The sequence below is a fragment of the Caulobacter rhizosphaerae genome, from assembly GCF_010977555.1.
GTDB lineage: Bacteria > Pseudomonadota > Alphaproteobacteria > Caulobacterales > Caulobacteraceae > Caulobacter > Caulobacter rhizosphaerae.
Map to the genome: position 1 here is coordinate 5,278,526 of NZ_CP048815.1, position 21,180 is coordinate 5,299,705.

The 21,180-nt window shown below is 69.3% G+C and carries 23 protein-coding genes; 14 read left to right on the plus strand and 9 right to left on the minus strand.

All coding sequences use genetic code 11. The annotated features are described in order from the left end of the window. Positions 1 to 95 precede the first annotated feature (95 nt). The 3 genes from G3M57_RS24160 to G3M57_RS24170 all read left to right on the plus strand — a co-directional run bounded on the left by G3M57_RS24160 (position 96) and on the right by G3M57_RS24170 (position 1,273). Entirely contained in the window at positions 96 to 674 is a 579-nt protein-coding gene (locus G3M57_RS24160; protein WP_162251645.1) for a PadR family transcriptional regulator, read from the plus strand. A gap of 5 nt (positions 675 to 679) precedes the next feature. Next, complete coding sequence (locus G3M57_RS24165) at positions 680 to 1,018, plus strand: DUF2218 domain-containing protein (RefSeq protein WP_028039403.1); 339 nt, start codon at positions 680 to 682, stop codon at positions 1,016 to 1,018. A 114-nt stretch (positions 1,019 to 1,132) separates the two neighbouring features. Next, complete coding sequence (locus tag G3M57_RS24170; RefSeq protein WP_163233342.1) at positions 1,133 to 1,273, plus strand: hypothetical protein; 141 nt, start codon at positions 1,133 to 1,135, stop codon at positions 1,271 to 1,273. A 6-nt stretch (positions 1,274 to 1,279) separates the two neighbouring features. Here the strand turns inward: G3M57_RS24170 and G3M57_RS24175 are convergent, their stop codons facing one another. From G3M57_RS24175 to G3M57_RS24190, 4 genes are all read right to left on the minus strand, one after another. After that, on the minus strand, positions 1,280 to 2,362 hold the full coding sequence (locus G3M57_RS24175) for a GNAT family N-acetyltransferase (RefSeq protein ID WP_163233343.1): 1,083 nt from the start codon (positions 2,360 to 2,362) through the stop codon (positions 1,280 to 1,282). Between the two features lie 118 nt (positions 2,363 to 2,480). After that, positions 2,481 to 4,622, minus strand: coding sequence for a prolyl oligopeptidase family serine peptidase (locus G3M57_RS24180; RefSeq protein ID WP_163233344.1), 2,142 nt, complete (start codon positions 4,620 to 4,622; stop codon positions 2,481 to 2,483). Between the two features lie 108 nt (positions 4,623 to 4,730). After that, a complete protein-coding gene (locus G3M57_RS24185; protein ID WP_230983757.1) occupies positions 4,731 to 5,516 on the minus strand; it encodes a potassium channel family protein in 786 nt (261 codons plus the stop codon). 117 nt (positions 5,517 to 5,633) lie between these two features. After that, on the minus strand, positions 5,634 to 5,876 hold the full coding sequence (locus G3M57_RS24190; RefSeq protein ID WP_163233345.1) for a hypothetical protein: 243 nt from the start codon (positions 5,874 to 5,876) through the stop codon (positions 5,634 to 5,636). 707 nt (positions 5,877 to 6,583) lie between these two features. Here G3M57_RS24190 and dapF point away from each other — a divergent pair. From dapF to G3M57_RS24215, 5 genes are read left to right on the plus strand one after another with little or no spacing between them, the layout of a single operon-like run. Beyond that, a complete protein-coding gene (dapF, locus tag G3M57_RS24195; RefSeq protein ID WP_163233346.1) occupies positions 6,584 to 7,438 on the plus strand; it encodes a diaminopimelate epimerase in 855 nt (284 codons plus the stop codon). Further along, positions 7,351 to 8,265 carry an SDR family NAD(P)-dependent oxidoreductase gene (locus tag G3M57_RS24200; protein WP_163233347.1) on the plus strand — a complete coding sequence of 305 codons (915 nt, stop codon included), beginning with the start codon at positions 7,351 to 7,353 and terminating at the stop codon, positions 8,263 to 8,265. Before dapF ends, G3M57_RS24200 begins: the two co-directional genes overlap by 88 nt. Then, on the plus strand, positions 8,262 to 9,611 hold the full coding sequence (mtaB, locus tag G3M57_RS24205; protein WP_163233348.1) for a tRNA (N(6)-L-threonylcarbamoyladenosine(37)-C(2))-methylthiotransferase MtaB: 1,350 nt from the start codon (positions 8,262 to 8,264) through the stop codon (positions 9,609 to 9,611). Before G3M57_RS24200 ends, mtaB begins: the two co-directional genes overlap by 4 nt. Further along, complete coding sequence (locus tag G3M57_RS24210; protein WP_163233349.1) at positions 9,608 to 10,687, plus strand: endonuclease/exonuclease/phosphatase family protein; 1,080 nt, start codon at positions 9,608 to 9,610, stop codon at positions 10,685 to 10,687. The genes mtaB and G3M57_RS24210 overlap by 4 nt, the downstream gene beginning before the upstream one ends. A gap of 9 nt (positions 10,688 to 10,696) precedes the next feature. Continuing rightward, positions 10,697 to 11,140: a GFA family protein gene (locus tag G3M57_RS24215; protein WP_163233350.1), complete on the plus strand. Its 444-nt coding sequence runs from the start codon at positions 10,697 to 10,699 to the stop codon at positions 11,138 to 11,140. Positions 11,141 to 11,146: 6 nt separating this feature from the next. Here the strand turns inward: G3M57_RS24215 and G3M57_RS24220 are convergent, their stop codons facing one another. Further along, complete coding sequence (locus tag G3M57_RS24220) at positions 11,147 to 11,539, minus strand: thermonuclease family protein (RefSeq protein WP_056756039.1); 393 nt, start codon at positions 11,537 to 11,539, stop codon at positions 11,147 to 11,149. A 114-nt stretch (positions 11,540 to 11,653) separates the two neighbouring features. Then, the gene (locus G3M57_RS24225) at positions 11,654 to 12,283 is read right to left on the minus strand and encodes a trimeric intracellular cation channel family protein (RefSeq protein ID WP_056756036.1); all 630 of its coding nucleotides are present in this window, start codon (positions 12,281 to 12,283) and stop codon (positions 11,654 to 11,656) included. Between the two features lie 115 nt (positions 12,284 to 12,398). Between G3M57_RS24225 and ftsY the strand changes: the two genes are divergently transcribed. The 6 genes from ftsY (at position 12,399) to G3M57_RS24255 (ending at position 16,613) form a co-directional block, all read left to right on the plus strand. Beyond that, positions 12,399 to 13,340: a signal recognition particle-docking protein FtsY gene (ftsY, locus tag G3M57_RS24230; protein ID WP_163233351.1), complete on the plus strand. Its 942-nt coding sequence runs from the start codon at positions 12,399 to 12,401 to the stop codon at positions 13,338 to 13,340. A 3-nt stretch (positions 13,341 to 13,343) separates the two neighbouring features. Beyond that, positions 13,344 to 13,982 (plus strand): inner membrane-spanning protein YciB, encoded by a 639-nt coding sequence (locus tag G3M57_RS24235; protein ID WP_163233352.1) that lies wholly within the window; start codon positions 13,344 to 13,346, stop codon positions 13,980 to 13,982. 87 nt (positions 13,983 to 14,069) lie between these two features. Continuing rightward, entirely contained in the window at positions 14,070 to 14,651 is a 582-nt protein-coding gene (locus G3M57_RS24240) for a MarR family winged helix-turn-helix transcriptional regulator (protein WP_056756027.1), read from the plus strand. A gap of 154 nt (positions 14,652 to 14,805) precedes the next feature. Further along, on the plus strand, positions 14,806 to 14,916 hold the full coding sequence (locus G3M57_RS24245; RefSeq protein WP_156402214.1) for a hypothetical protein: 111 nt from the start codon (positions 14,806 to 14,808) through the stop codon (positions 14,914 to 14,916). Between the two features lie 209 nt (positions 14,917 to 15,125). Beyond that, positions 15,126 to 16,193: a ribosome small subunit-dependent GTPase A gene (gene rsgA, locus G3M57_RS24250; RefSeq protein ID WP_163233353.1), complete on the plus strand. Its 1,068-nt coding sequence runs from the start codon at positions 15,126 to 15,128 to the stop codon at positions 16,191 to 16,193. A gap of 99 nt (positions 16,194 to 16,292) precedes the next feature. Continuing rightward, positions 16,293 to 16,613 carry a hypothetical protein gene (locus G3M57_RS24255; RefSeq protein WP_056756023.1) on the plus strand — a complete coding sequence of 107 codons (321 nt, stop codon included), beginning with the start codon at positions 16,293 to 16,295 and terminating at the stop codon, positions 16,611 to 16,613. Positions 16,614 to 16,673: 60 nt separating this feature from the next. Here the strand turns inward: G3M57_RS24255 and trxA are convergent, their stop codons facing one another. The 3 genes from trxA to G3M57_RS24270 all read right to left on the minus strand — a co-directional run bounded on the left by trxA (position 16,674) and on the right by G3M57_RS24270 (position 21,170). Beyond that, on the minus strand, positions 16,674 to 17,009 hold the full coding sequence (gene trxA, locus G3M57_RS24260) for a thioredoxin (protein WP_018061274.1): 336 nt from the start codon (positions 17,007 to 17,009) through the stop codon (positions 16,674 to 16,676). Positions 17,010 to 17,125: 116 nt separating this feature from the next. Then, entirely contained in the window at positions 17,126 to 20,635 is a 3,510-nt protein-coding gene (gene addA, locus G3M57_RS24265; RefSeq protein WP_163233354.1) for a double-strand break repair helicase AddA, read from the minus strand. Beyond that, complete coding sequence (locus G3M57_RS24270) at positions 20,610 to 21,170, minus strand: hypothetical protein (RefSeq protein ID WP_163233355.1); 561 nt, start codon at positions 21,168 to 21,170, stop codon at positions 20,610 to 20,612. Before G3M57_RS24270 ends, addA begins: the two co-directional genes overlap by 26 nt. Positions 21,171 to 21,180 lie beyond the last annotated feature (10 nt).

Consider the following 21,180-nt stretch of genomic DNA (forward strand, 5'->3'; position numbering starts at 1 on the left):
CGATCCTTTTTAGATATATCGGGAAGCACTCTTGACGTTCGGTCAATCCGATATATCTGTAAGTTCGATATAACGAAACAGGATCTAAATCTCACATGTTTGGACGTCATCCCCACCATCCCGGCCGCCACGGCGGCCATCACGGCGCGCCCTTCGGCCGCCATCCGTTCGGCTTCCACGGCGGCCACGAGGGTCATCACCGTCGCGGCGGCCGCATGGGCCGGTTCTTCGATCACGGCGACCTGCGCCTGGTCGTGCTGAAGCTGATCGCCGACAAGCCCAGCCACGGCTACGAGCTGATCAAGGCCGTCGAGACCGCCGCCGGCGGCGCCTACACCCCCAGCCCCGGCGTGATCTATCCGACCCTGACCCTGCTGGAAGAGCTGGGCTATGTCACCGCGGCCGACGCCGGCGGCGGCAAGAAGCTCTATACGATCACCGACGAGGGCCAAGCCTTCCTCGAGGCCAACAGCCAGCCGGTCCACGGCCTGTTCACCCGCATGGCCGAGGCCGCCGCCCAGAGCGCCGCTTTCTCGCCGCAGATCATGCGGGCCCGCGAGAACCTCAAGACCGCCCTGCGCCTGAAGCTGACCTCCGGCTCGCTGACCCCCGAACAGATCGCGGCGATCGCCAAGGTCATGGACGACGCGGCCGCGGCCATTGAAGGGGTCTAGCCGTCATGCAGAGCCATGCCCGACTGAACACCGACCGCGGCGCGCGCTACATGATCCAGCTGGCCAAGCACTGGGCTCACCGGTTCGAGGCGACGTATGACGACGTCTCGGCCCTGATCCCTCTGCCGCTGGGAACCTGCAGCATGCTGGCCGATCCCGAAGGCCTGGACGTCACGATCGAGGCCGTCGACCTGGAGGCCCTGGCGCGGCTGGAAGACGTCGTCGCCGAACACCTGCTGCGCTTCGCCTTCCGCGAACCCGTCAAGCGGCTGGGCTGGACGCGGGCCTGGGAGGCGGGCTGCATCGATCCGCCGGCCCTGCGGATCAACCGCGTCTCGCCTTGAGGCCCTTCCCTTTCCAGACCCTCTGGGACGGGCAGTCAAATTGTCTTGCGCACGTCTCGGAATAGGCGCTTCATCCCACTCAAGCTCCAGTAGAGGGCTTTTGGGAGGAACGCCATGGGTCAGGTGGTCCGCGGCGCGCCGTGCCGGGCGCGCCAGAACGGTCGTTCGAACCGTTTTGGCTGGTTTATGCTCGTCGTCGCCGTCAATCTCGTCCTTTGGACCGGCGTGATCGCCCTCATCGTCCGCGCGACCTGACGGCTCTCAACGCAAGCCGCGGAGCAGGTCGAGCCGGCGCATCGCCTTGCCGGGCAAGGCCGACATGGGTCCGAGCGGCAGGGCCTCGGCCATCTCGCGCAGGCCGTACACCGCCGTGCGGGCGAGGGTCGAGACCGACGGCGCGCCCAGGAACCCGAACATCACGCCTTGCTGGCGGTTCGACAGCTCGCGCTTGAAGCGGTAGTCGCCCGCGCCAAGATCAAGACGCTTGTAGGGGCCGCCATCCAGGCTCTTGAGGATGTCCTGGAACAGCAGCAGGCCCGGCGAATAGCGTTCGAACTTCGGGTCGTGCGCGATCATCCAGCCGTGGATCGTGCCGCCGCCGCGCAGGTGGAAGTGCACGGCCGCCAGTTCGTCGCCCAGATGCAGGGTGTAGAGCCCGCCGCCGAACGCCGGGTCGCGGGTCTCCAGCAGTTCGTCCATCAGCCGCATGACCCAGGCGGTCTTGAACAGGTCGGTCTGGCCGGTGGCCGCCAGCTGGGCGCGCTTCCAGGCGATCAGCCGCTCGAAATCGCCGCGCGAGTCCGACAGGGCCGTGAACCGGGTCGGACCGACCTCGCGCTCGACCTTGCGACGCTTCTTGTCGATGTCCTTCAGCGCGCCGACGCCGGCCGCCTTGCGCTCGGCCTCATAGGCGGCGTAGCCGTCCGCGACCTCGATCACCCACGAGACGCAATGGCCGCGGGCATGACCCTGGAAGGCCGGATCCTGCGCCTGCATGTGGCAGAAATCGTAGCGAGACACGCCCAGGGCCTGGAGCATGGCGCGCGGATCGGCCCGGAAGCCGTCGCGGGTCACCAGGGCCTGGTAGTCGCTCATCGGGGCGCCGACAGGCATGGCGGTCGAGCCGCGCTTGCGCACCGCCAGGAACGCGGCCGGGCGGCCGGCCGGATCGTACTGGACCGCGACCCGGGTGCTGTTGGCGGGGCCGCGCGCCCGGGCCACGGCCTGGGCCCATGACGGCGACAGGAACGGACTGTCGAAACGCACCTCTCCGGTCTGGGCGGCCGACCAGGCCGCGCGGACCTCCGCGGGCAGTTCCAGGGCGGGGAAGACGTCGATCTTCAAGGCAACCTCGATCCGGCTCGGGCCGAACGTGCGGCCGGATATTCGACGCCACCTTGACGCGGATAGATTGAACGAGGGTTTACGCTCGGGAGATCCGCGTTCTCCCGAGCGCAGGGCGTCAATCCATCAGCTTCTTCGACAGGTAGACATATTCCAGCGCCTGGCGGCGAGCGGTCTCGGCCAGGTTGGCGCTGGCCGCGTGGCCGCCGTCGATGTTCTCGTAATAGAGCACCGGATAGCCCAGCTCCTCCAGCCGAGCCGCCGCCTTGCGAGCGTGGGCCGGGTGGACGCGGTCGTCCTTGGTCGAGGTCTCGATGAACACCTCGGGATATTTCCGACCGGCCTTGAGGTTGGAATAGGGGTCGTACTTGGCGATCACCGCCCGCTCGGACGGGATGGCCGGGTCGCCATACTCGCCCACCCACGAGGCGCCGGCCCCGATCTGGCTGTAGCGGATCATGTCGAACAGCGGCACTTGCACGACGATGGCGTTGTAGAGCTCGGGCCGCTGGGTCAGGGCCACGCCCATCAAGAGACCGCCATTGCTGCCGCCCATGATCCCCAGCCGGCGCGGCGAAGTGATCTTGCGGCCGATCAGGTCCTGGGACACCGCGAAGAAGTCATCATAGGCCTTCTGGCGGTTGGCCTTCAGGGCCGCGTCGTGCCAGGCGGGGCCGAACTCGCCGCCGCCGCGGATGTTGGCGACCACATAGGTCCCGCCGCGCTCCAGCCACAGCTTGCCCATCACCCCCGAATAGGCCGGGGTCATCGACACCTGGAAGCCGCCATAGGCATAGAGCAGGGTCGGGGCCGAACCATCATATTTCACGCCCCTGGGCCGCACGACGAAGTAGGGGATCTTCACGCCGTCGCTGCTGGTCGCCTCGAACTGCTCGACCACGTGGGTCGAGGCGTCGAACCGGGCGGGAGAAGCCTTGACCTGCTCCAGCTTCAGCGAGGCGGCGTCGGCCAGCCAGTAAGTGGAGGGGGTCAGATAGCCGGTGACGCTGACGAACAGGCGGTCGTCCTTCTGCGAGGTCGAGCCCAGGCCGATCGTCGAATTGGCCGCCAGGGCCAGCTTCTGGTGCGTCCAGCCCTGGGGACCGTGGGCGTAGACCAGGGCCGCGCCGGTGACATTGTCCAGCAGGCCGACCACCAGCCGGTCGCGGGTGGTGGTGACGCCTTCCACCGACTGCTTGGCGGTGGGGCGCAGGACCAGGGTCGCGACGGCCTTGGCCGGGTCGGCCTTGAAGGCGGCCAGGTCAAAGCTGATCAGGTCGCCGGTCTTGAAGTTGCGCTCGGGCCAGTCCTGCTCCAGCGACACGACCATCTGGCCGGCCACATAGGCCTGGATCGAGTGCTTCAGCGGCAGGGGCAGCTTCACCGGGCCGGCGTCGGTCAGCAGGTAGGTCTCGGCCTCGAAGAAGCTGACTCCACGATTGGCCAGGACGGCGACGACCTTTCCGTCGGCGTCGGTCAGGGTGTAGGCCGAGGCCGAGACGTCGTCCGGCGTGCCGCGGAACACCTCCTTGGCGTCCGCCAGGGCCTGGCCGCGCTTCAGCGCCTTGACCACGTAGGGATAGCTGGACTTGGTCACCTGGCCCGGTTCCCATTCGCGGGCGACCAGCAGGGTGTCCTTGTCCAGCCAGGCGACGTTCTGCTTGCCCTCGGGCAGGGCGAAGCCGCCGGGCACGAACGCCTTGGTCGTGGTGTCGAACTCGCGGATCGTCACCGCGTCCTTGCCGCCGTCCGACAGGGTCAGCAGGCAGCGGGTCTCTTCGGGCGGCAGGCAGTTGGCGCCCTTGAAGACCCAGTTGGCGTTCTCGGCCTTGGACAGGGCGTCGATGTCGAGGATCGTCTCCCACTGCGGATCGGCCGTGCGGTAGCTGTCCAGCGTCGTCCGCCGCCAAAGGCCGCGCACATGGTCGGCGTCCTGCCAGAAGTTGCGCAGGGATCCATCGCCGGCGAACGACACGCCGGGCACCCGGTCCTTGGCGTTGAGGATCGCCAGGGCCTGAGCCTCCAGCCCGGCATAGCGGCTGTCGCCCTGCAGGACCGCCAGGCTGCGCGTGTTCTGCGCCTTGGCCCAGGCCATCGGCCGCTCGCCCTCGATCTCCTCCATCCACTTGTAAGGATCGTCCTTGCCCAGGTCGGTCAGCGGCGTGCGGGCTTCGGTATTGGCGGGCGGAGCGGGGTCGGCGGCTTGGGCTGCGGTCATGAGGCTCGTGGAGGCGAGGAGGGCGAGAAGCAGGCTACGCATCTAGGGATCCGGCGGCTGTCGTGACAGGTGGCCCGCTCAGACAAGCGGAGCCTTTGAGCCGGACGGTATCGCAAATCCAGGGCCGCGCCAGTGTGTCGATCCGCGGGCTCAGTCGTCGTTGGGAATGTTCAGCACCTGACCGCAGGCCTTGCAGTGCACGGCGTCGGGATCGTGCCGGCGCAGGCCGCAGCAGGGACAGGGGAAGGTCACCTTGTGCGGCCGCAGGATCGACTGAATCAGGCCGATGAACAGCGACACCCCGCCCAGCATCACCGCCATCGACAGCAGCTTGCCCCAGACGCCGGGCAGGGTGACGTCGCCATAGCCGGTGGTCGTCAGGCTGGTGACGGTGAAATAGAGAGCGTCGACATAGCCGGCGATGCCCTCGTGCCGGCCGGCGAAGCTGGAATAGACGAAGCCGGTGATCACGAACACGAAGGTCAGCAGCGACGAGGCCGCCCGGGTGATCTGCTCCACCCGCGTGTCGTCGTAGCGGCGGCCGACCGTGCGCCAGAAGAACTCGCTGTGGATCAGGGTCCACAGCCGCAGCACCCGCAGGAAGCCGAAGTTGAACAGCCAGCCGGGGAACAGCAGGGTGGCCAGCACGAACAGGTCGACCCAGACGATCGGCTTCTTCAGCCAGGCCTTCGGGTCGCCGTGGGCGACGGCCCGGGCCAGCAGGTCCAGGCCCAGGAACGCCGCCACCCCGTAGTCGATCAGGTAGAAGGTCAGGCCGTGGCGGCGCATCAGCGGCGCGGCGATGAAGAAGGCGATGATCGCCAGGTCGATGACGATGATCCCGTAGCGGAACCGCACGGCGGCCGGCGAGGCGCCGTGATAGAGCGCCCGGAAACGGGCCCTCAGGCGCAGGTCGTCGGTGTTTTCGACTGTCAAAGTGACCATCCCGCGGCGACGCATGAGGTTCGCCCAATACAACGACAGGATACAGGTTCAAGACCCAAGCGGACGACTTTCATCTTCCAGCCCCGGGGGCCATTGCGCGCTCATCCGTCACGGCTTCATGGCGTCGGCGCGGCTCTCCAACAGGCCTGGGCGATGCGATTTCACCTCCGTGCGCCACGCCAGCAGGGCGGTCCTCGCCGGCCCCTTCGGCGTCTTGCCCAGTTGCTCGTCGATCTTGGCCAGGATCGCGTCGTTCAGGGCCAGCGCGGCCTTGACCCCCTCGAGCATCAGCACGCGAAGCTCGTTGCCTCGGCGGATCTTGCGACGGCGGGGTGGTTTGGACTTGGGCATGAGGTTCTCCGTGCTTGAAGAGGTCGCGAGCGGACACGGCTCTTCGACCTCGGCCCTTCGCGGGCGAGTGGGTGGGGAGGCGCGGAGCGGTCCGGGCCTGGCCCGGATGACCGTGGGTATTGAGTGTGCGTTTCGGCTAGACCTGACCGCTCCGCGAAACCGTTCTTCTCAAGGGACGGCGATTGAGGGCCTGTTTCATCCCGGTCGGCGTTCCCCCTCAGGCGGGCAGGATCAAAGTCGCCCGGAAGGGGCCGTCGGCGACTCCGACTGATCCTCGAACAGGCCGGTTTGAACTCCCGGCCCCGTCAACCCGCCTGTCCCGCCACCGTCCCCGAAAGACCTTGGAGCCTTCTGAGCCCCGCCGCCCGCCGCGGTCCGATCGCCAGGCCCAGGCGGCCCCGCTCGGTTCCATCCCCCATCGCCTGCTTGGGCCGGTACCAAGAGCCCTCCCCCGCGATGGGGACGAGATCAGTATGGGACGGGTTTGAGCTCCGAGGACTGGTGACGCTCACTATTTTTCAGGGCGTTGAAAGGGTTGATGTTATTAGCGCGTCTGTCGGGGATGGACGCCGCTGGATCCCCCAAAGACTACCCTCTCCCTGAGGGAGAGGGTTCAAGAAGGTCCGCGTCCAAAAATCCGCGCTCAAATCGCCGCAGTTGGGCCCGGCCTCTGACTCGGCCGAGGTTTTCCACTATATAGCCCCACCATGAGCCGCACCTTTCTCAAGATGAACGGCCTCGGCAACGACTTCGTCGTGATCGAGACCCTGACCCAGCCTTTCAATCCGACGGCTGAGGACATCCGCGCCATCGCCAAACGTGGCGAAGGCGGGATCGGCTGCGACCAGGTGATCGCCATCGACCCGCCGCGCGCCGAAGGCGCCAGCGCCTATGTGCGGTTCTGGAATTCCGACGGCGAGGAGACCGGGGCCTGCGGCAACGGCACCCGCTGCGTGGCCTGGCTGCTGATGCAGTCGGGCAAGAAGGACGCGGTAGCCTTCGACACGGTGGCCGGTCGGCTGTCGGGCGTGATGGCCGGCGACAAGCTGGTCACCGTCGACATGGGCCAGCCGGGCCTAGCCTGGGACCAGATCCCACTCGCCGAAGAGATGGACACCGTCGGTATCGAGCTGCAGGTCGGTCCGATCGACGCGCCACTGGTCCACACGCCCGGCTGCGTCTCGATGGGCAATCCGCACGTGGTGTTCTTCGTCGAGGCCCCGGTCGACGACGCGTTCGCCACGGGCACGGGAAGCCTGGTCGAGCACCACCCCCTGTTCCCGGAAGGCGTCAATGTCGGCTTCGCCCACATCGCCGCCCGCGACCACATCCAGCTGAAGGTCTGGGAACGCGGCGCGGGCCTGACCGCGGCCTGCGGCACCGGCGCCTGCGCGGCCCAGGTGGCCGCCGTGCGCCGCGGCCTGACCGATCGCGTGGCCAAGGTCGAGTTCGAGAGCGGCGCCCTGACCATCGAATGGCGCGAGGCCGACGGCCACGTGATCATGACGGGTCCGGTGACCATGGAGTTCGTCGGCAAGCTGCCGGAGCGCGCGGCCGCATGACCGTCCACCCCGCCATCGGACCGGGCAAGACGGCCGTGGTCACCGGCGCGGCCGACGGCATCGGCCTGGCCGCCGCGCAGGCTTTCGCCGCGCTCGGCATGAACGTGGTCATGGCCGACATCATGGGCCGGGCCCTGAAGAAGGCGGCCGACGCCATCGGCGACAAGGCCCTGGCCGTGCCGACCGACGTCGCCGACCGCGCCGCCGTCCAGGCCCTGCGCGACGCGGCGGTCGAACGGTTCGGCGCCGTCGACGTGCTGATGAACAACGCCGGAGTCGGCGGCGGGGGCGACGCCTTCTCGGGCGAGGACCCGTGGAAGCGGGTGCTGGACGTCAACCTGTGGGGCGTGATCAACGGCGTCCAGCTGATCGGCGAGGAGATGGCGGCCAGCGGCCGTCCTGGCCTGATCATCAACACCGGCTCCAAGCAGGGCGTCACCCAGCCGCCGGGCAACACGGCCTACAACGTCAGCAAATCGGCGATGAAGGCCCTGACCGAGGGCCTGGCCCATACCCTGCGCGAGATCGTCGACTGCCAGGTCGACGCTCGCCTGCTGATCCCTGGCCATGTCTTCACGGGCATGACCCGTCGCGGGACCGACAAGCCGGCGGGAGCCTGGACGCCCGAGCAGACCGTCCAGTTCATGCTCGACAGCATCGCCCGCGGCGACTTCTACATCCTGTGTCCCGACAACGACGTGCCGCGCTCGCTGGACGAGAAGCGCATGGCCTGGGCCATGGGCGACGTCATCGAAAACCGCCCCGCCCTGTCGCGCTGGCATCCCGACTGGAAGGACGCCTTCGCGGCGTTCGTGGACCGGCCGTGACGACCTACACGCTCATCTCCAGGCCTCCGACGCCCAGGCCCGCTGTAGGCGAAGAAGGCGGTCCTGCGACCACCGTGTCGGGACCCGACGGCGTCGACGTCGTCACCTTCGGCTGCCGGCTGAACGCCTACGAGTCCGAGGCCATCCGGGCCCGCGCCTCGGCCGACGGCCTGGCGGACGCGGTGGTGTTCAACACCTGCGCGGTGACCAACGAGGCCGTGCGCCAGGCTCGTCAGGCGATCCGCAAGGCCCGCCGCGAGCGGCCCGACGCCCGGCTGATCGTCACCGGCTGCGCCGCCCAGATCGACCCCGCCGCCTTCGCCGCCATGCCGGAAGTGGACCTGGTGCTGGGCAACGCCGAGAAGGCCGCGCCGGGCGCCCTGCTCGACACCTCCACCCGCGTGCGGGTCAACGACATCATGTCGATCAAGGAGACCGCCGGTCACCTGATCGCCGGCCTCAAGGACCGGGCGCGGGCCTATGTCGAGGTCCAGAACGGCTGCGACCACCGCTGCACCTTCTGTATCATCCCCTACGGCCGGGGCAATTCACGCTCGGCTCCGGCCGGCGAGGTGGTCGAGCAGGTCCGTCGCCTATCGGCCGAGGGCTATAACGAGGTGGTGCTGACCGGCGTGGACGTCACCTCCTGGGGCGCCGACCTGCCCGGCCAGCCGACCCTCGGCCAACTGGTGGGCCGCATCCTGCGGATGGTCCCCGACCTGCCGCGCCTGCGCCTGTCATCGATCGACGCGGCCGAGATCGATCCCGACCTGTTCAAGCTGCTCGAGACCGAGCCGCGGCTGATGCCCTATCTGCACCTGTCGCTGCAGGCCGGCGACAACCTGGTGCTCAAGCGCATGAAGCGCCGCCACAGCCGCGAGGACGCCCTGAAGCTGGTGTCCGAGGTGCGTCGCGTGCGCCCCGACACCGCCTTCGGCGCCGACCTGATCGCCGGCTTCCCGACCGAGAGCGACGAGGCGTTCGAGAACACCCTGAAGCTGGTCGAGGAGGCGGGCCTGGCCTTCCTGCACGTCTTCCCCTACAGCGCTCGCCCCGGTACGCCGGCGGCGCGGATGCCGCCCGTCAAGGGTCCGGTGATCAAGGACCGCGCCCGCCGGCTGCGCGAGGCCGGCCAGGCGGGGCTGGAACGCCACCTGCAGCGCCAGGTGGGCCGGACCCTGTTGGGCCTGGTCGAGCGCGAGGGCGTGGCCCGGGCCGAGGATTTCACCGAGATCGCCTTCGATCCCGCCTTGGGGGGCCCCGCGCCCCAGGGCCAGATCGCCGCCTTCCGGGTGGTCGGCCACGACGGGACCCGGGTGATCGCCGAGCTCGCCGCCCAGGCATGATCCATCGCCTCGTCCTGACCGCCGCCCTGGCCGCGACCCTGTCGTTCGGCGTTTCGGCCCGCGCCCAGGAGGCCGCGCCGCCTCCGGAACCTAAGACCGAAGACACCCCGCCCGCCGCCTTCCATCCCGTGGGTCCGATGCAGCCGGTCGAGCTCAGCGTCATGACCTACAATGTCGAGGGCCTGCCCTGGCCGGTGCGGTTCGGCCGGGGTTCGAAATTGAAGGCCATCGGCCGCCAGCTGGCCGCCCTGCGCGAGAAGGGCCTGCAGCCCGACGTCGTCCTGCTGCAGGAAGGCTTTCGTGACGAGGTCCGCGACCTGATCCAGCTCAGCGGCTACGCCCACGTCGCCCGGGGGCCGCGCAAGAAGCAGCGCGACGCCAACCCGTTCAGCAAGGACGATCGGCCGCCCTACAAGCGGGTGAAGTACCGCCGCAAGGGCGAGGGTTGGGGCAAGTGGGGCTCCAGCGGCCTGTGGGTGCTGAGCGACCATCCAATCAACTGGGTCAAGTCGCACGCCTATCGCTACTGCGCCGGCCTGGACTGCCTGGCCAACAAGGGCGTGATGCTGGTCAGCCTGGACGTGCCGGGCCTCCCCACCCCGGTCGAGATCGCCGACACCCATCTCAATTCCAAGGGCGCCTCGGGCGTGCCGCGCAACCGCAACCGCATGGCCCACCACCTGCAGGCCGAGGAGCTGGGCCATTTCATGGAGAACGACCGCACGCCAGGCGCGCCCCTGATCGTCGGCGGCGACTTCAACGTCATGCACGCGCCGGACCGCTATGACTATGTGATGCAGCGCTATCCGTTCGAGGTGGTCAGCCAGGTCTGCTTCCAGGAGCCGCAGAACTGCGACGCCAAGATCTCGGCCGACGGCGACGCTCCGTGGCTGGACACCCAGGACCTGATCGGCTTCAAGCCGGGCGACCGGGTGGCCATCCGGCCGGTCCAGGTCGAGGCGCGGTTCGACGGCTCGACCACCGGCGGGCCGGTGCTGTCCGATCACGACGCCTATGAAGTCACCTTTCGCCTGACGCCGATCCCTGCCCTGCCGGTCCCGCCGCACCAGCCCTGAGGTCTTGCCATGTCCAACCTTGCCCTGACCGGCGGCTGCCAGTGCGGCGCGGTGCGCTTTCGGGTCGAGGGCGAGACCGGCCGCGCCTCGATCTGCTGGTGCCGCATGTGCCAGAAGGCCTTCGCCGGGCCGTTCGGGGCGCTGGTGACGGTGAACGTCGCCGACCTGGTCTGGACGCGCGGCCAGCGCGCGACCTTCCAAAGCTCGGACGCGGTGAAGCGCGGCTTCTGCGCCGCCTGCGGCACGCCCCTGACCTTTGAATGGAGCGCCGACCAGATCGACCTGGCGGTGTTCGCCTTCGACGATCCGTCGCGGGTCGAACCGGCGGTTCAGCTGGCGGCCGAAGGACGTCCGGCCTGGACGGAGCACCTGGCCGACATGCCGGTGCGCCCGCCGGCGGGCGGTCCCGCCGCGCCGGTGGTCAGCCGCCAGCACCCCGACCGCGACACCTGATCCGGCCTAGTTGCCCCCCTCGACCGCACCGTTCTGGCGCAGCAGGTCGCCGATCCCCGCGCCATTCAGCTGGCAACGGGCCACCACCCGGTCATAGGACTGCCGTCCGGCCCGGCAGACCAGGTACTGGCCATAGGTCAGGGCCTTGAGCATGGCTTTCGCCCGCGCCCCGCCGGCGTCGTGCAGTTCGGGGGCCGAAAAATCGCCGAGCCGCACCTCGACCCAGGTCTGGGGATCGGAGCTGCGGCTGACGCAGAGGCTGTCGCCGTCGCCGATATAGCGGACAACGCCGCTGAAGGTGGTCGAGGGACCAGGCAACGGTGCGACGCAAGGGTCGGCCAGGGCGCTGACAGGCAGGGCGAGCAAAAGGCTCGCCAGCAGGACAAGACGGAACGACATCATGATCTCCCAGGCTGTGCCGGGAAAACCGTATCATTGCCTTAACCGCTTGAATTTTCTCAGGATTTACTACTATATCGAGACTAGTACCGCTGCACTAACGCGGTGCGAGCGTCAGAGGCGGGCGTCCTCCCCGCCCGCGAACCCCGGCAGGCTCCAGCCGAACTTCAGGGCGCAGGCCCGCAGGCCGAAGGCCGCCGCGAAGCCGGCGATCCCGGCGGGCCAGAAGCCGACGTGCAGCAGGGTCAGGCCCGCGAACACCGCCGCGCCCAGCAGGGCGGCGGTGATGTAGATCTCGCGGCGCAGCAGCAGGTTGGGCTCCTCGGCCAGCACGTCGCGGATCACCCCGCCGAACGCGGTGGTCAGCACGCCCATGACCACCGCGGTGAACGGGTGGACGCCCAGGCTCAGCGCCTTGGCCGTGCCCACCACGGCGTAGGCGGCCATGCCCAGGGCGTCCAGCCACAGCAGGGCCCGGAAGCGCCAGCCGCGCTTGCCCAGCAGCCACACGGCTGTCGCCGCGACCAGGCAGACCATCACATAGCCCGGCCGCTGGACCCAGAACACGGGCGCCCCGATCAGCAGGTCGCGCAACGTGCCGCCGCCCACGCCGGTGATGGCCGCGAAGAAGCCGAAGGTGATGATGTCGTGCTTGCGACGGGCGGCCGCCAGCGCCCCGGTCGCCCCGAACACGGCGACAGCGGCGTAATCCAGCCAGAAGAGCGTGGTCGAAAGCGCGTCCATTGGCGTTTCATGCCACGGCCGATGGAGCCTGTCCCAGGCTCTATCCCTATTTATTGGCGCGTGACGGACGCTGAAACCGCTCACACTTTCGCCTGTCACGCTCTAAAGGAACGCCATGAGCGAAAAGCCCGAGCAGAAAAAAGGCTGGTTCCAGCGCCTGACCTCCGGCCTGGCCCGGTCGTCCCAGCAGATGACCGAGCAGGTCACCGGCGCCTTCACCAAGAAGCCGCTGGACCAGGAGCAGTTGGACCAGCTGGAGGAGATGCTGATCGAGGCCGACCTGGGCCCGCAGATCGCCGCCCGCATCACCGACGCCTTCGGCAAGGCCCGGTTCGGCAAGTCGTCGACCGAGACCGAGGTCAAGGAGGCCCTGGCCGAGCTGGTCGCCGCCGAGCTGGCCGACCGCGAGGGGGTGTTCGACCCGCTGTCGGGGCCCAAGCCCTATGTGGTGCTGTTCATCGGGGTCAACGGCTCGGGCAAGACCACGACCCTGGGCAAGATCGCCTCGGACCTGGCGGGCAAGAACGCCAAGGTGCTGATCGCCGCCGGCGACACCTTCCGCGCCGCCGCTGTCGAGCAGCTGAAGGTCTGGGCCGACCGGGCCGGGGCCGACTTCATGTCCCGCCCGCCCGGCGCCGACGCCGCGGCCCTGGCCTACGAGGCCGTCGAGCGCGCCAAGGCCGAGGGCCACGACGTCGTGCTGATCGACACCGCCGGCCGGCTGCAGAACAAGCAGGGCCTGATGGACGAACTGCTCAAGGTCATCCGCGTGCTCAAGAAGGTCGATCCCGACGCCCCGCACGAAACCCTGCTGGTGCTGGACGCCACGGTCGGCCGCAACGCCCTGGCCCAGGAGAAGATCTTCGGCAACCAGGTCGGCGTGTCAGGCATCGTGATGACCAAGCTGGACGGCACCGCGCGCGGCGGGGTGCTGGTGCCGGTGGCCCGCGCCTCCGACAGCCCGATCAAGCTGATCGGCGTCGGCGAGGGGGTGGACGACCTGCAACCGTTCGACGCGCGCGCCTTCTCCCGCTCTCTGGTCGGCCTGGAGGACTAGGCGATGAGCACGCCCGAAACGCCGCCCCCTGCCCCGCACGCCACCGCCAAGCCGTCCGCCTGGATCCGCCACGCGGTCGACTATGGGCCGCTGCTGGCCTTCCTGGTCAGCTTCCTGATCACCCGCAGCATCACCGCCGCGACCTGGGTGCTGGTGGCCGCCTCAGCGATCGCCCTGGCGTTCGGCTTCGCGGTCGAGCGCCGCCTGGCGCCGATGCCGCTGATCGCCGGCCTGGGCGCCCTGGTGTTCGGCGGCCTGGCCCTGGTGTTCCATGACCCGCGCCTGCTGAAGATCAAGCCGACCGTGCTCAACATCGCCTATGCCGGCTTCCTGTTCGGCGGCGTGGCGCTGCGCAAGAACCCGCTGAAGGTGCTGCTGGGCGAGGCGATGCACCTGTCCGACGCCACCTGGCGGACGCTGACCATCCGCTACGGCGCCTGCTTCCTGGTGCTGGCCGGGGTCAACGAGGCGGTCTGGCGGACCCAGTCCGACGCGGTGTGGGTGTGGTTCAAGTTCCCGGGCCTGGCGGTCCTGATGATCCTGTTCTCGCTGACCCAGGTGCCGTTCATGATGAAGCACATGCACGACGGCGATCAGGACAAGGCGCCGCAGGAGCCCGGCGCGGGCCCGGAGGCCGGATAACCCGCCGCCCACGGACCATCTGTCGTCAAAACGACGTCTAAGCGTGGTACTCAAAGGTCCGTCGGCGGAAAAGAGGGACGACGGACCATGGCCAAGACCAAGGGCGATACGAAGGGCGACAAGGCGGAACACGGCGGGGCCCTGGCCCGCTCGCCCAGCCACCTCCTGCACCGGGTCCTGCAACTGGCCCTCGACATCTATGCCGAGGAGAGCGGCAACGGCGGAATCACCCAGCGCCAGTACGCCGTCCTGGCCGCCGTAGCCGAGAACGAGGGCGTCACCCAGACGGGCCTGGTCCGCGCCACCGGCATCGACCGCTCCACCCTGGCCGACATGGTCGCCCGGATGATCACCAAGGGCCACCTGGAGCGCCAGCGCTCCGACCAGGACGCCCGCGCCAACACCGTCAGCCTGACCCCCGCCGGCGCCGCCGTGCTGGAGGACAGCCGCCCCAAGGTGGCCATGGCCGACGCCCGCATCCTGGCCCTGCTCAAGCCCAGCAAGCGCGAAGGCTTCCTGGAACTGCTGGCCGACATGGCGGTGTCCGACGTCCACGCCGAGCCCGAGGCCAAGGCCAAGAAGCTCAAGGCGCCCAAGGCCGAGAAGGTCGGCCACGGCAAGAAGGACAAGAAGCCCAAGAAGGAAAAGGCCGCCAAGAAGGCGGCCTGAGCGAACCGGGGACACGCACGCGTGCATGTCCCCGGCGCCGGCGTCCCGAAATCCTTAGGACCTCGCCCGGCCAAGCTCTAGGATGACGCCACGCCGAAAGGGCGGCTCGGCCCGCTGGACATCCCGGCGCGCGAGCGCCCGGGCAGGAGCCGCCATGGCCAAGGGCCAGAAAAAGTCCAACAAGGAAATCCGCAAGCCGAAGGCCGACAAGAAGACCGTCCCGGTCTCGGCCTCGCCGTTCATCGTCACGTCCGGAAAGAAGTAGGCCAGCGCCAGGTCGCCTTCGCCCGCTGGAGCCAACCTAAGGCTCGGGGCGATCGTCTTGCCTTGAGCTCTAGGGATTCCCCATCCCAGCGCTGAGGCCGAAGGGACGTCGAGCAAGGGTCGCACTGAGTGCTGGCGGCCGCCGACGGACGGTCGTAGAAGAGGTAAGGCGCGCCGGCGACAGATCGTCGGTGTTGTGAAAGTCCTCATTTGATCAAGCAATATGGCTGGTCCGACGCGCTGGCCGAGGCCTTCGAACCCCACGCGCGCGCCGGCCACGTCCCCGGCCGCATCGTCGCCCAGCATCGCGACGGCTACCAAGTGGCCACCGACGAGGGCGAGCTGCGCGCCAAGGCGTCGGGTCGCCTGATGCACGCGGCGGAAGAGGCGGAGCATCCGGCCGTCGGCGACTGGGTGGCCCTGTCGCTGAACCCGACCCAGGGCGCCACCCTCCACGCCATCCTGCCGCGCCGCACCGCCTTCGTGCGCCGCGCGGCCGACAGCGTTCAGACCCTGCAGGTGATCGCCGCCAATATCGACGTGGCGTTCGTGGTCACCTCGCTGAACGCCGACCTCAATCCGCGCCGGATCGAACGCTACCTGGCCGCCGCCTGGCAGAGCGGCGCGCGGCCGGTGGTGGTGCTGACCAAGTCCGACTTGGCCGACGACCCGCAAGGCCAGGTCGACGCGATCGCCGCCCTGGCGGCGGGCTGCCCGGTGCTGACGGTGTCGGCGCGGCAAGGCCAGGGCCTGGCCGCCCTGCTGGCCCAGGTGGCGCCCGGCGAGACCTGCGTGCTGATCGGCTCGTCCGGCGTCGGCAAATCCACCCTGGTCAACGCCTTCCTGGGCGAGGAACGGATGGCGACCCAGGCGATCCGCGAGACCGACGACCAAGGACGCCACACGACCAGCCATCGCCAACTGGTTCTGCTGCCGAGCGGCGGGCTGATCCTGGACACCCCCGGCATCCGCGAGGTGGGCCTGATCGACGCCGAAGAAGGGCTGGGCGTGGTGTTCGACGACATCGAGCATCTGATCAGGACGTGCAAGTTCAACGACTGCGGCCACGTCAAGGAGCCCGGCTGCGCGGTGCGCGGCGCGCTGGACAGCGGCGCGCTGGATCCCGCCCGCTGGGCCCACTTCCAGAAGCTGGGCGCCGAACTGGCGGCGGTCCAGTCGAAGGCCGAGCGCCTGGCCAACGACGCCGAACGCCGCCGCCTGGCGGGGCTTCAGAAGACCTATCGCGCCACGAAGAGAAACGCCCGGAGCGGGGACTGATCGAACGGCCCCGGTCGAGACGGAACGATTTTTCAGAATGTAGCCCGCGCCCCGGACGAACGGGGCTAGGTGATGGACCCCCACTCAAGAGAGACGCCAATGCCCGCTTTCACCATCGTCACGACCAGCGCGACCCAAGGCAGCGACGCGGCGGAGGTGAGCACGCTTGCCGACGAGTTCGGCAACGAGAGCGAAGCGTTGGGCTATTCGCGCCGAATGGCTGAAGAGATGGTGGGCCTGGCCCATCAACTGTCGCTGGATTTCGACTACAGCAATGTTGGCCTCTACGAAGGCGACCTGATCGACGAAGAGCTGGATCCGGCGCATCCCGCGTTCATGGGGGCGTGGGTGCTGGACGAAGAGGGCGTGGCCTTCGTGCCGGCGGACGAATTCCGCGAAAGCGAGACCGAGCCTTCGTAAACGCAAACCGCCCGCCTCGCGTCGGCGAGGCGGGCGGCTGTGCGCCAAATCAACGAACGCCTAGGCGGGCTGGTGCACGCCGGCTTCGTTCAGCCATTCCAGGATCTTGGCCTTGGGCATGGCCCCGACCTTCATCGAGGCCATCTGGCCGCCGCGGAACAGCATCATGGTCGGGATGCCGCGCACGCCGTAGCGCGACGGAGTGGTGGGGCTGTCCTCGATATTGACCTTGGCCACGGTGACGTGGTCGGCCAGTTCCTCGGAGATCTGCTCCAGGGCCGGGGCGATCTGCTTGCACGGACCGCACCATTCGGCCCAGAAGTCGACCAGGACCGGCTTGTCGGCCTGCAGGACGTCCTTCTCGAAGGACTCGTCGGTCACCGTCACGGTGCTCATCGCTTGGCTCCATCTGCGCCCGGAGGATCGGGGCGCGCTAGAAAACTGTGTTGGCTGGGGATTCGCTCCCCGTCTTGCAGCAAGATTTAGGGACCCGCGCCCCCCTCGGCAATGATCTAGAACAGCCGGGCCAGGGCGGCGGCCATCACCTTTTCTGGAACCGCCATGAGTTTGGGACCGTCCGTCCAGACGATGGCGGCCTCGATCGGGCGATCGGGGAACACCTCGGCCAGCACCGCGGCATAGACCGCCATCTGCGACAGATAGGCCGGATCGGCCTGTTCGATGCGGTCGGGCGAGGGGCGGTTGGTCTTGTAATCGACCACCAGGATGCGGTTTGGCGTGACCACCAGCCGGTCGACCCGGCCGGCGATCTTCAGCTCGGCGGGCAGGCCGCGCGCCCCGCCGGCCACCGAGACCTCGGCCCGCGAGCCCGGACCGAACACCGCCGCGAACCGAGCGTCCTCCAGAACCCCGAAGGCGGCGGCGGCCATTTCGTCGCGCTGGTCGTCGGTCAGGTCGCGCTCGGCGGCCAGCAGGCGGCCGGCGGCCAGTCTGCGGCCCGCGGGTTCGATGTCCGGGAGGAGTTGCAGCAGCCGGTGGATGATCTCGCCGCGCCGGTAGCGGCCCAGGCCCGCCACCGCCGCCAGGGGCGAGGGCGCGCTGCCCCGGGCCTCGTCCTCCAGGGTCGAGGGGGCGGCGTAGCGGGCGGCGGGGGTTTCGGGCGCCGCCGGGGCCAGGGTCCAGGCCGGTGTCGGGACCAGGGCGGGGACGGCGCGCGGGGCCAGGGCCTCGGCGCGCATCGGGTCGGGTCCGAAGCGCTTGCGGCCCCCAGTGGCGACATCCTCGGAGATCTCCCGCACGCCCGGCGCGATGTCGGGATGGGCGAAGGCGGCCTGGGCGGCGGCGTACCAGCCGCCGACGTTCTCGTCCTTGGTCCGCGCGTCGATCCGGCCGCACAGCACCAGCCGGTCGCGGGCCCGGGTCAGGGCCACGTAGTAGAGCCGCAGGGCCTCCTCGGCGTCCTTCTTCTCGCGCAGCTCCCGCGCCCGCGCCGAGGCCTCGCAGTCGTTGGCCTTGCTGGCGCACCACAGGAAGCCGCCCGCCTCGGTGCGCATCAGCGGCGAGCCGCGCGCCCCGCCCTTCATCGTGGTCTCGGGCAGGAAGACGATCGGCGCCTCCAGCCCCTTGGAGCCGTGGGCGGTCATCACCCGCACCTCGTGGCGCGCGCCCTCCATCTCGCGCTTGACCACGATGTCCAGGCTGGCGAAGTCGGCGATCAGGGCCTCCAGGTCGCGGACCCCGCGCTGCTCGGCGGCCAGGATCTGGGCCAGGAACTCGTCCAGGGCCTCGGCCGCCTCCTCGCCCAGGCGGGTCAGCACCTTGGCGCGGTTCGAGCGCGTGGTGTCGTCCACCCGGCCCAGCAGCAGGGCGTAGAACTCGAAAGGCTGCCGACGGCGGCTCTCGGCCAGCGCCCAGCGCAGCAGGTCGCGGGCGGCGGACCAGCGGGGCTGCTCGGCGGCGCGATCGTTGACGGCCTGCCACAGCGTACCTGGCCGCCCCTTGGCCAGAGCGTAGAGCTCGTCGTCCGACAGGCCGCAGAACGGGCTCTTGAGCAGGGCCGCCAGGGTCAGGTCGTCGTCAGGGAACAGGCAAAACCGGCCCAAGGCCAGCAGGTCGTCGAAGACGATATGGGCCGACAGGCTCAGGCGGTCGGCCCCGGCGACGGGGACGCCACGGCGTTTCAGAGCGCGCAGGATCTCCTCGAACAGCGCCTTGCGGCGGCGCACCAGCACCAGGACGTCGCCGGGATGGGCCGGCCGCCACTGGCGGGTCTCCTTGTCGAACACCGCGTCGCCGCGGGCGATCAGGGCCTGGATCTCGCCGGCGATCTTCTCGGCCAGGCGGCGATTGGCGCCCTGTTCGGTCTCGGCGTCCAGCGGCGCGTCCCAGGCCTCGCGTTCCGCGCCCGGCAGCTCGCGCTCCAGCGGCCACAGGTCCACGCAGCCCTTGTGGTCGACCCGGAACGGCTGGTGGCGGACCACGTCTTCGCCGGCCGGGGCCGGCACGCCCGAGCGGGTCTCCGGCGCCGAGAACAGGGCGTCGACGAAGCTCAGAACCTCCACCGTCGAGCGGTACGACATGGTCAGCGGCACGGCCTTGCCGACCCGGTCGGCGGCGGTGATCTGGGCGATGTAGCCTTGGGTCTCGGCCAGCAGGCGCTGGGGATCGGCGCCCTGGAACGAATAGATCGACTGCTTCTCGTCGCCGACCACGAACAGGGTGCGGGCGTCCTCGCCCGGGTGCTGGGCCCGCCAGCGGACCGCCCCCTCGCCGGCGAAGAAGTCCGAGGTCAGGGCCCGCAGGATCGCCCACTGCTCGGGCGCCGTATCCTGGGCCTCGTCCAGCAGGATGTGGTCGATGCCGCCGTCCAGTTTGTACAGCACCCAGGCGGCGTCGACCTTTTCGGTCAGCAGCACCCGGGTCTTGTCGATCAGGTCGGCGAAGTCGAGGGCCCCGCGGGCGTCCTTCTCGATCTGGTGCGAGGTGACATAGAGGGCGGCCAGGCGCAGGGCGTCGGCGCTGTCCTCGGCCACCCGGGCGGCGCGCAACCATTCGCGAGCTTCTTCCAAGCGCTCCTGCTCGGCCAGCAGCCGCGCGCGCAGGTCCTCGCGCGCCTTCAGGCCCGAGGTCTTGGCCGGCCAGGTCATGGACGTGCCCGCCCCCTTCTCGGTGAACAGCGCCGCCAGGGCCTGGTCGAGGTCGGCGCCAGGATCGGTGGCCACCGCCCGCAGCTGGCCGGCGCATTTGATGTCCGTCTTGGTCCCGTTCAGCAGCACGTCGGCGACCGAGCGCCAGAGGTCGCGGTCCAGCTCGGCCATGGCCTCGGCCATGACGGCCTCGATGCTGCTGGCCCCATAGTGGAAGCCGCAGACCCGCCAGACGTCCTCGACCGCGCCCTGCAGGCCGCCGACCTGGTCCAGATACGCCCCGATCGCCCCGCGCTGGCTCTCGAAGGTGGCGAACATCGTCTCGAAGCTGGCGAAGTCCAGGGCCACCGAGAACCGGGCATAGGCCTGGGCGAAGGCGTCGTCGTGGTCGGTGACATAAGTCGCGACCTGCCGCAGGGCGCCCTGGGCGATGGCGGCGCTGGCGCTGTCGTCCATCACCTGGAAGCCCGGCGACACCCCGGCCTCCAGCGGGAAACGGCGCAGCAGCTTCTCGCAGAAGGCGTGGATGGTCTGGATCTTCAGGCCGCCCGGGGTTTCCAGCGCCTTGGCGAACAGGCCCCGGGCCTTGGAGAGCGCACGGGGGTCGAAGCCGGCCGGGTCGCGCCCCTCCAGGGCGCCCAGCTGCTCGCGCAGCTTGATGTCAGGGGTAACGCACCACTCGCCCAGCCGCTCGAACAGCCGCCGCTGCATCTCGGCGGCGGCGGCCTTGGTGTAGGTGACGCACAGGATCGCTTCGGGCGCGGCGCCGGCCAGCAGCAGGCGCGCGACCCGGTCGATCAGGGTCTTGGTCTTGCCCGACCCGGCGTTGGCCGTGACGAAGGCCGAGATGGCCGGGTCGGCGGCGATGCGCTGAGAGTCTGGAGGCGAGCTAGTCAACCCAGCGCGCCTGTACATAGGTCCGCCCGTCGTCGTGACAGTGGGTGACGACGACATCGTCCCATTGGCGGAGATTTCGGGCGCGATGGACGGTTCTGTTCGCGCACCGTCCAGCCGTCCACCAAGCAGGCGGAGTCTCGGCCGGCATGGGAACCAGATCCTGGCCCTCGATAGGCGGGGGGACCTTTGCGAAGGGCGGCCCGACCAGCCAGGCCTCATCGGTCTGGTCAGTGGTGAAGGCCAGGTAGACCTCTTCCGCATCGCTGGTGCCGGAGCCCGCCGTCCGCAGGTCGCGGACGCGGGGGCTGGGCTTGACGTCGAAGACCTGCTCGAACCGCGCGGCGGGCGGGGCGAAGTTGCTCCAGACCAGACCACCGACCAGGAGCAGCACCGGGGCGGCCCCGGCGAGCACCGGCATGGCGATCAGCCAAGGCGCCAGCCGACGATGCTTGCGGCCGGTCAGTAGCCAGACGGCCAGGCTGAGCAAGGCCGTCAGTCCGAAAAGGACGGCCGAGACGACGGCGAAGAAAATGATGGCGAAGCCTAGGCCCATGGCCGCGCGC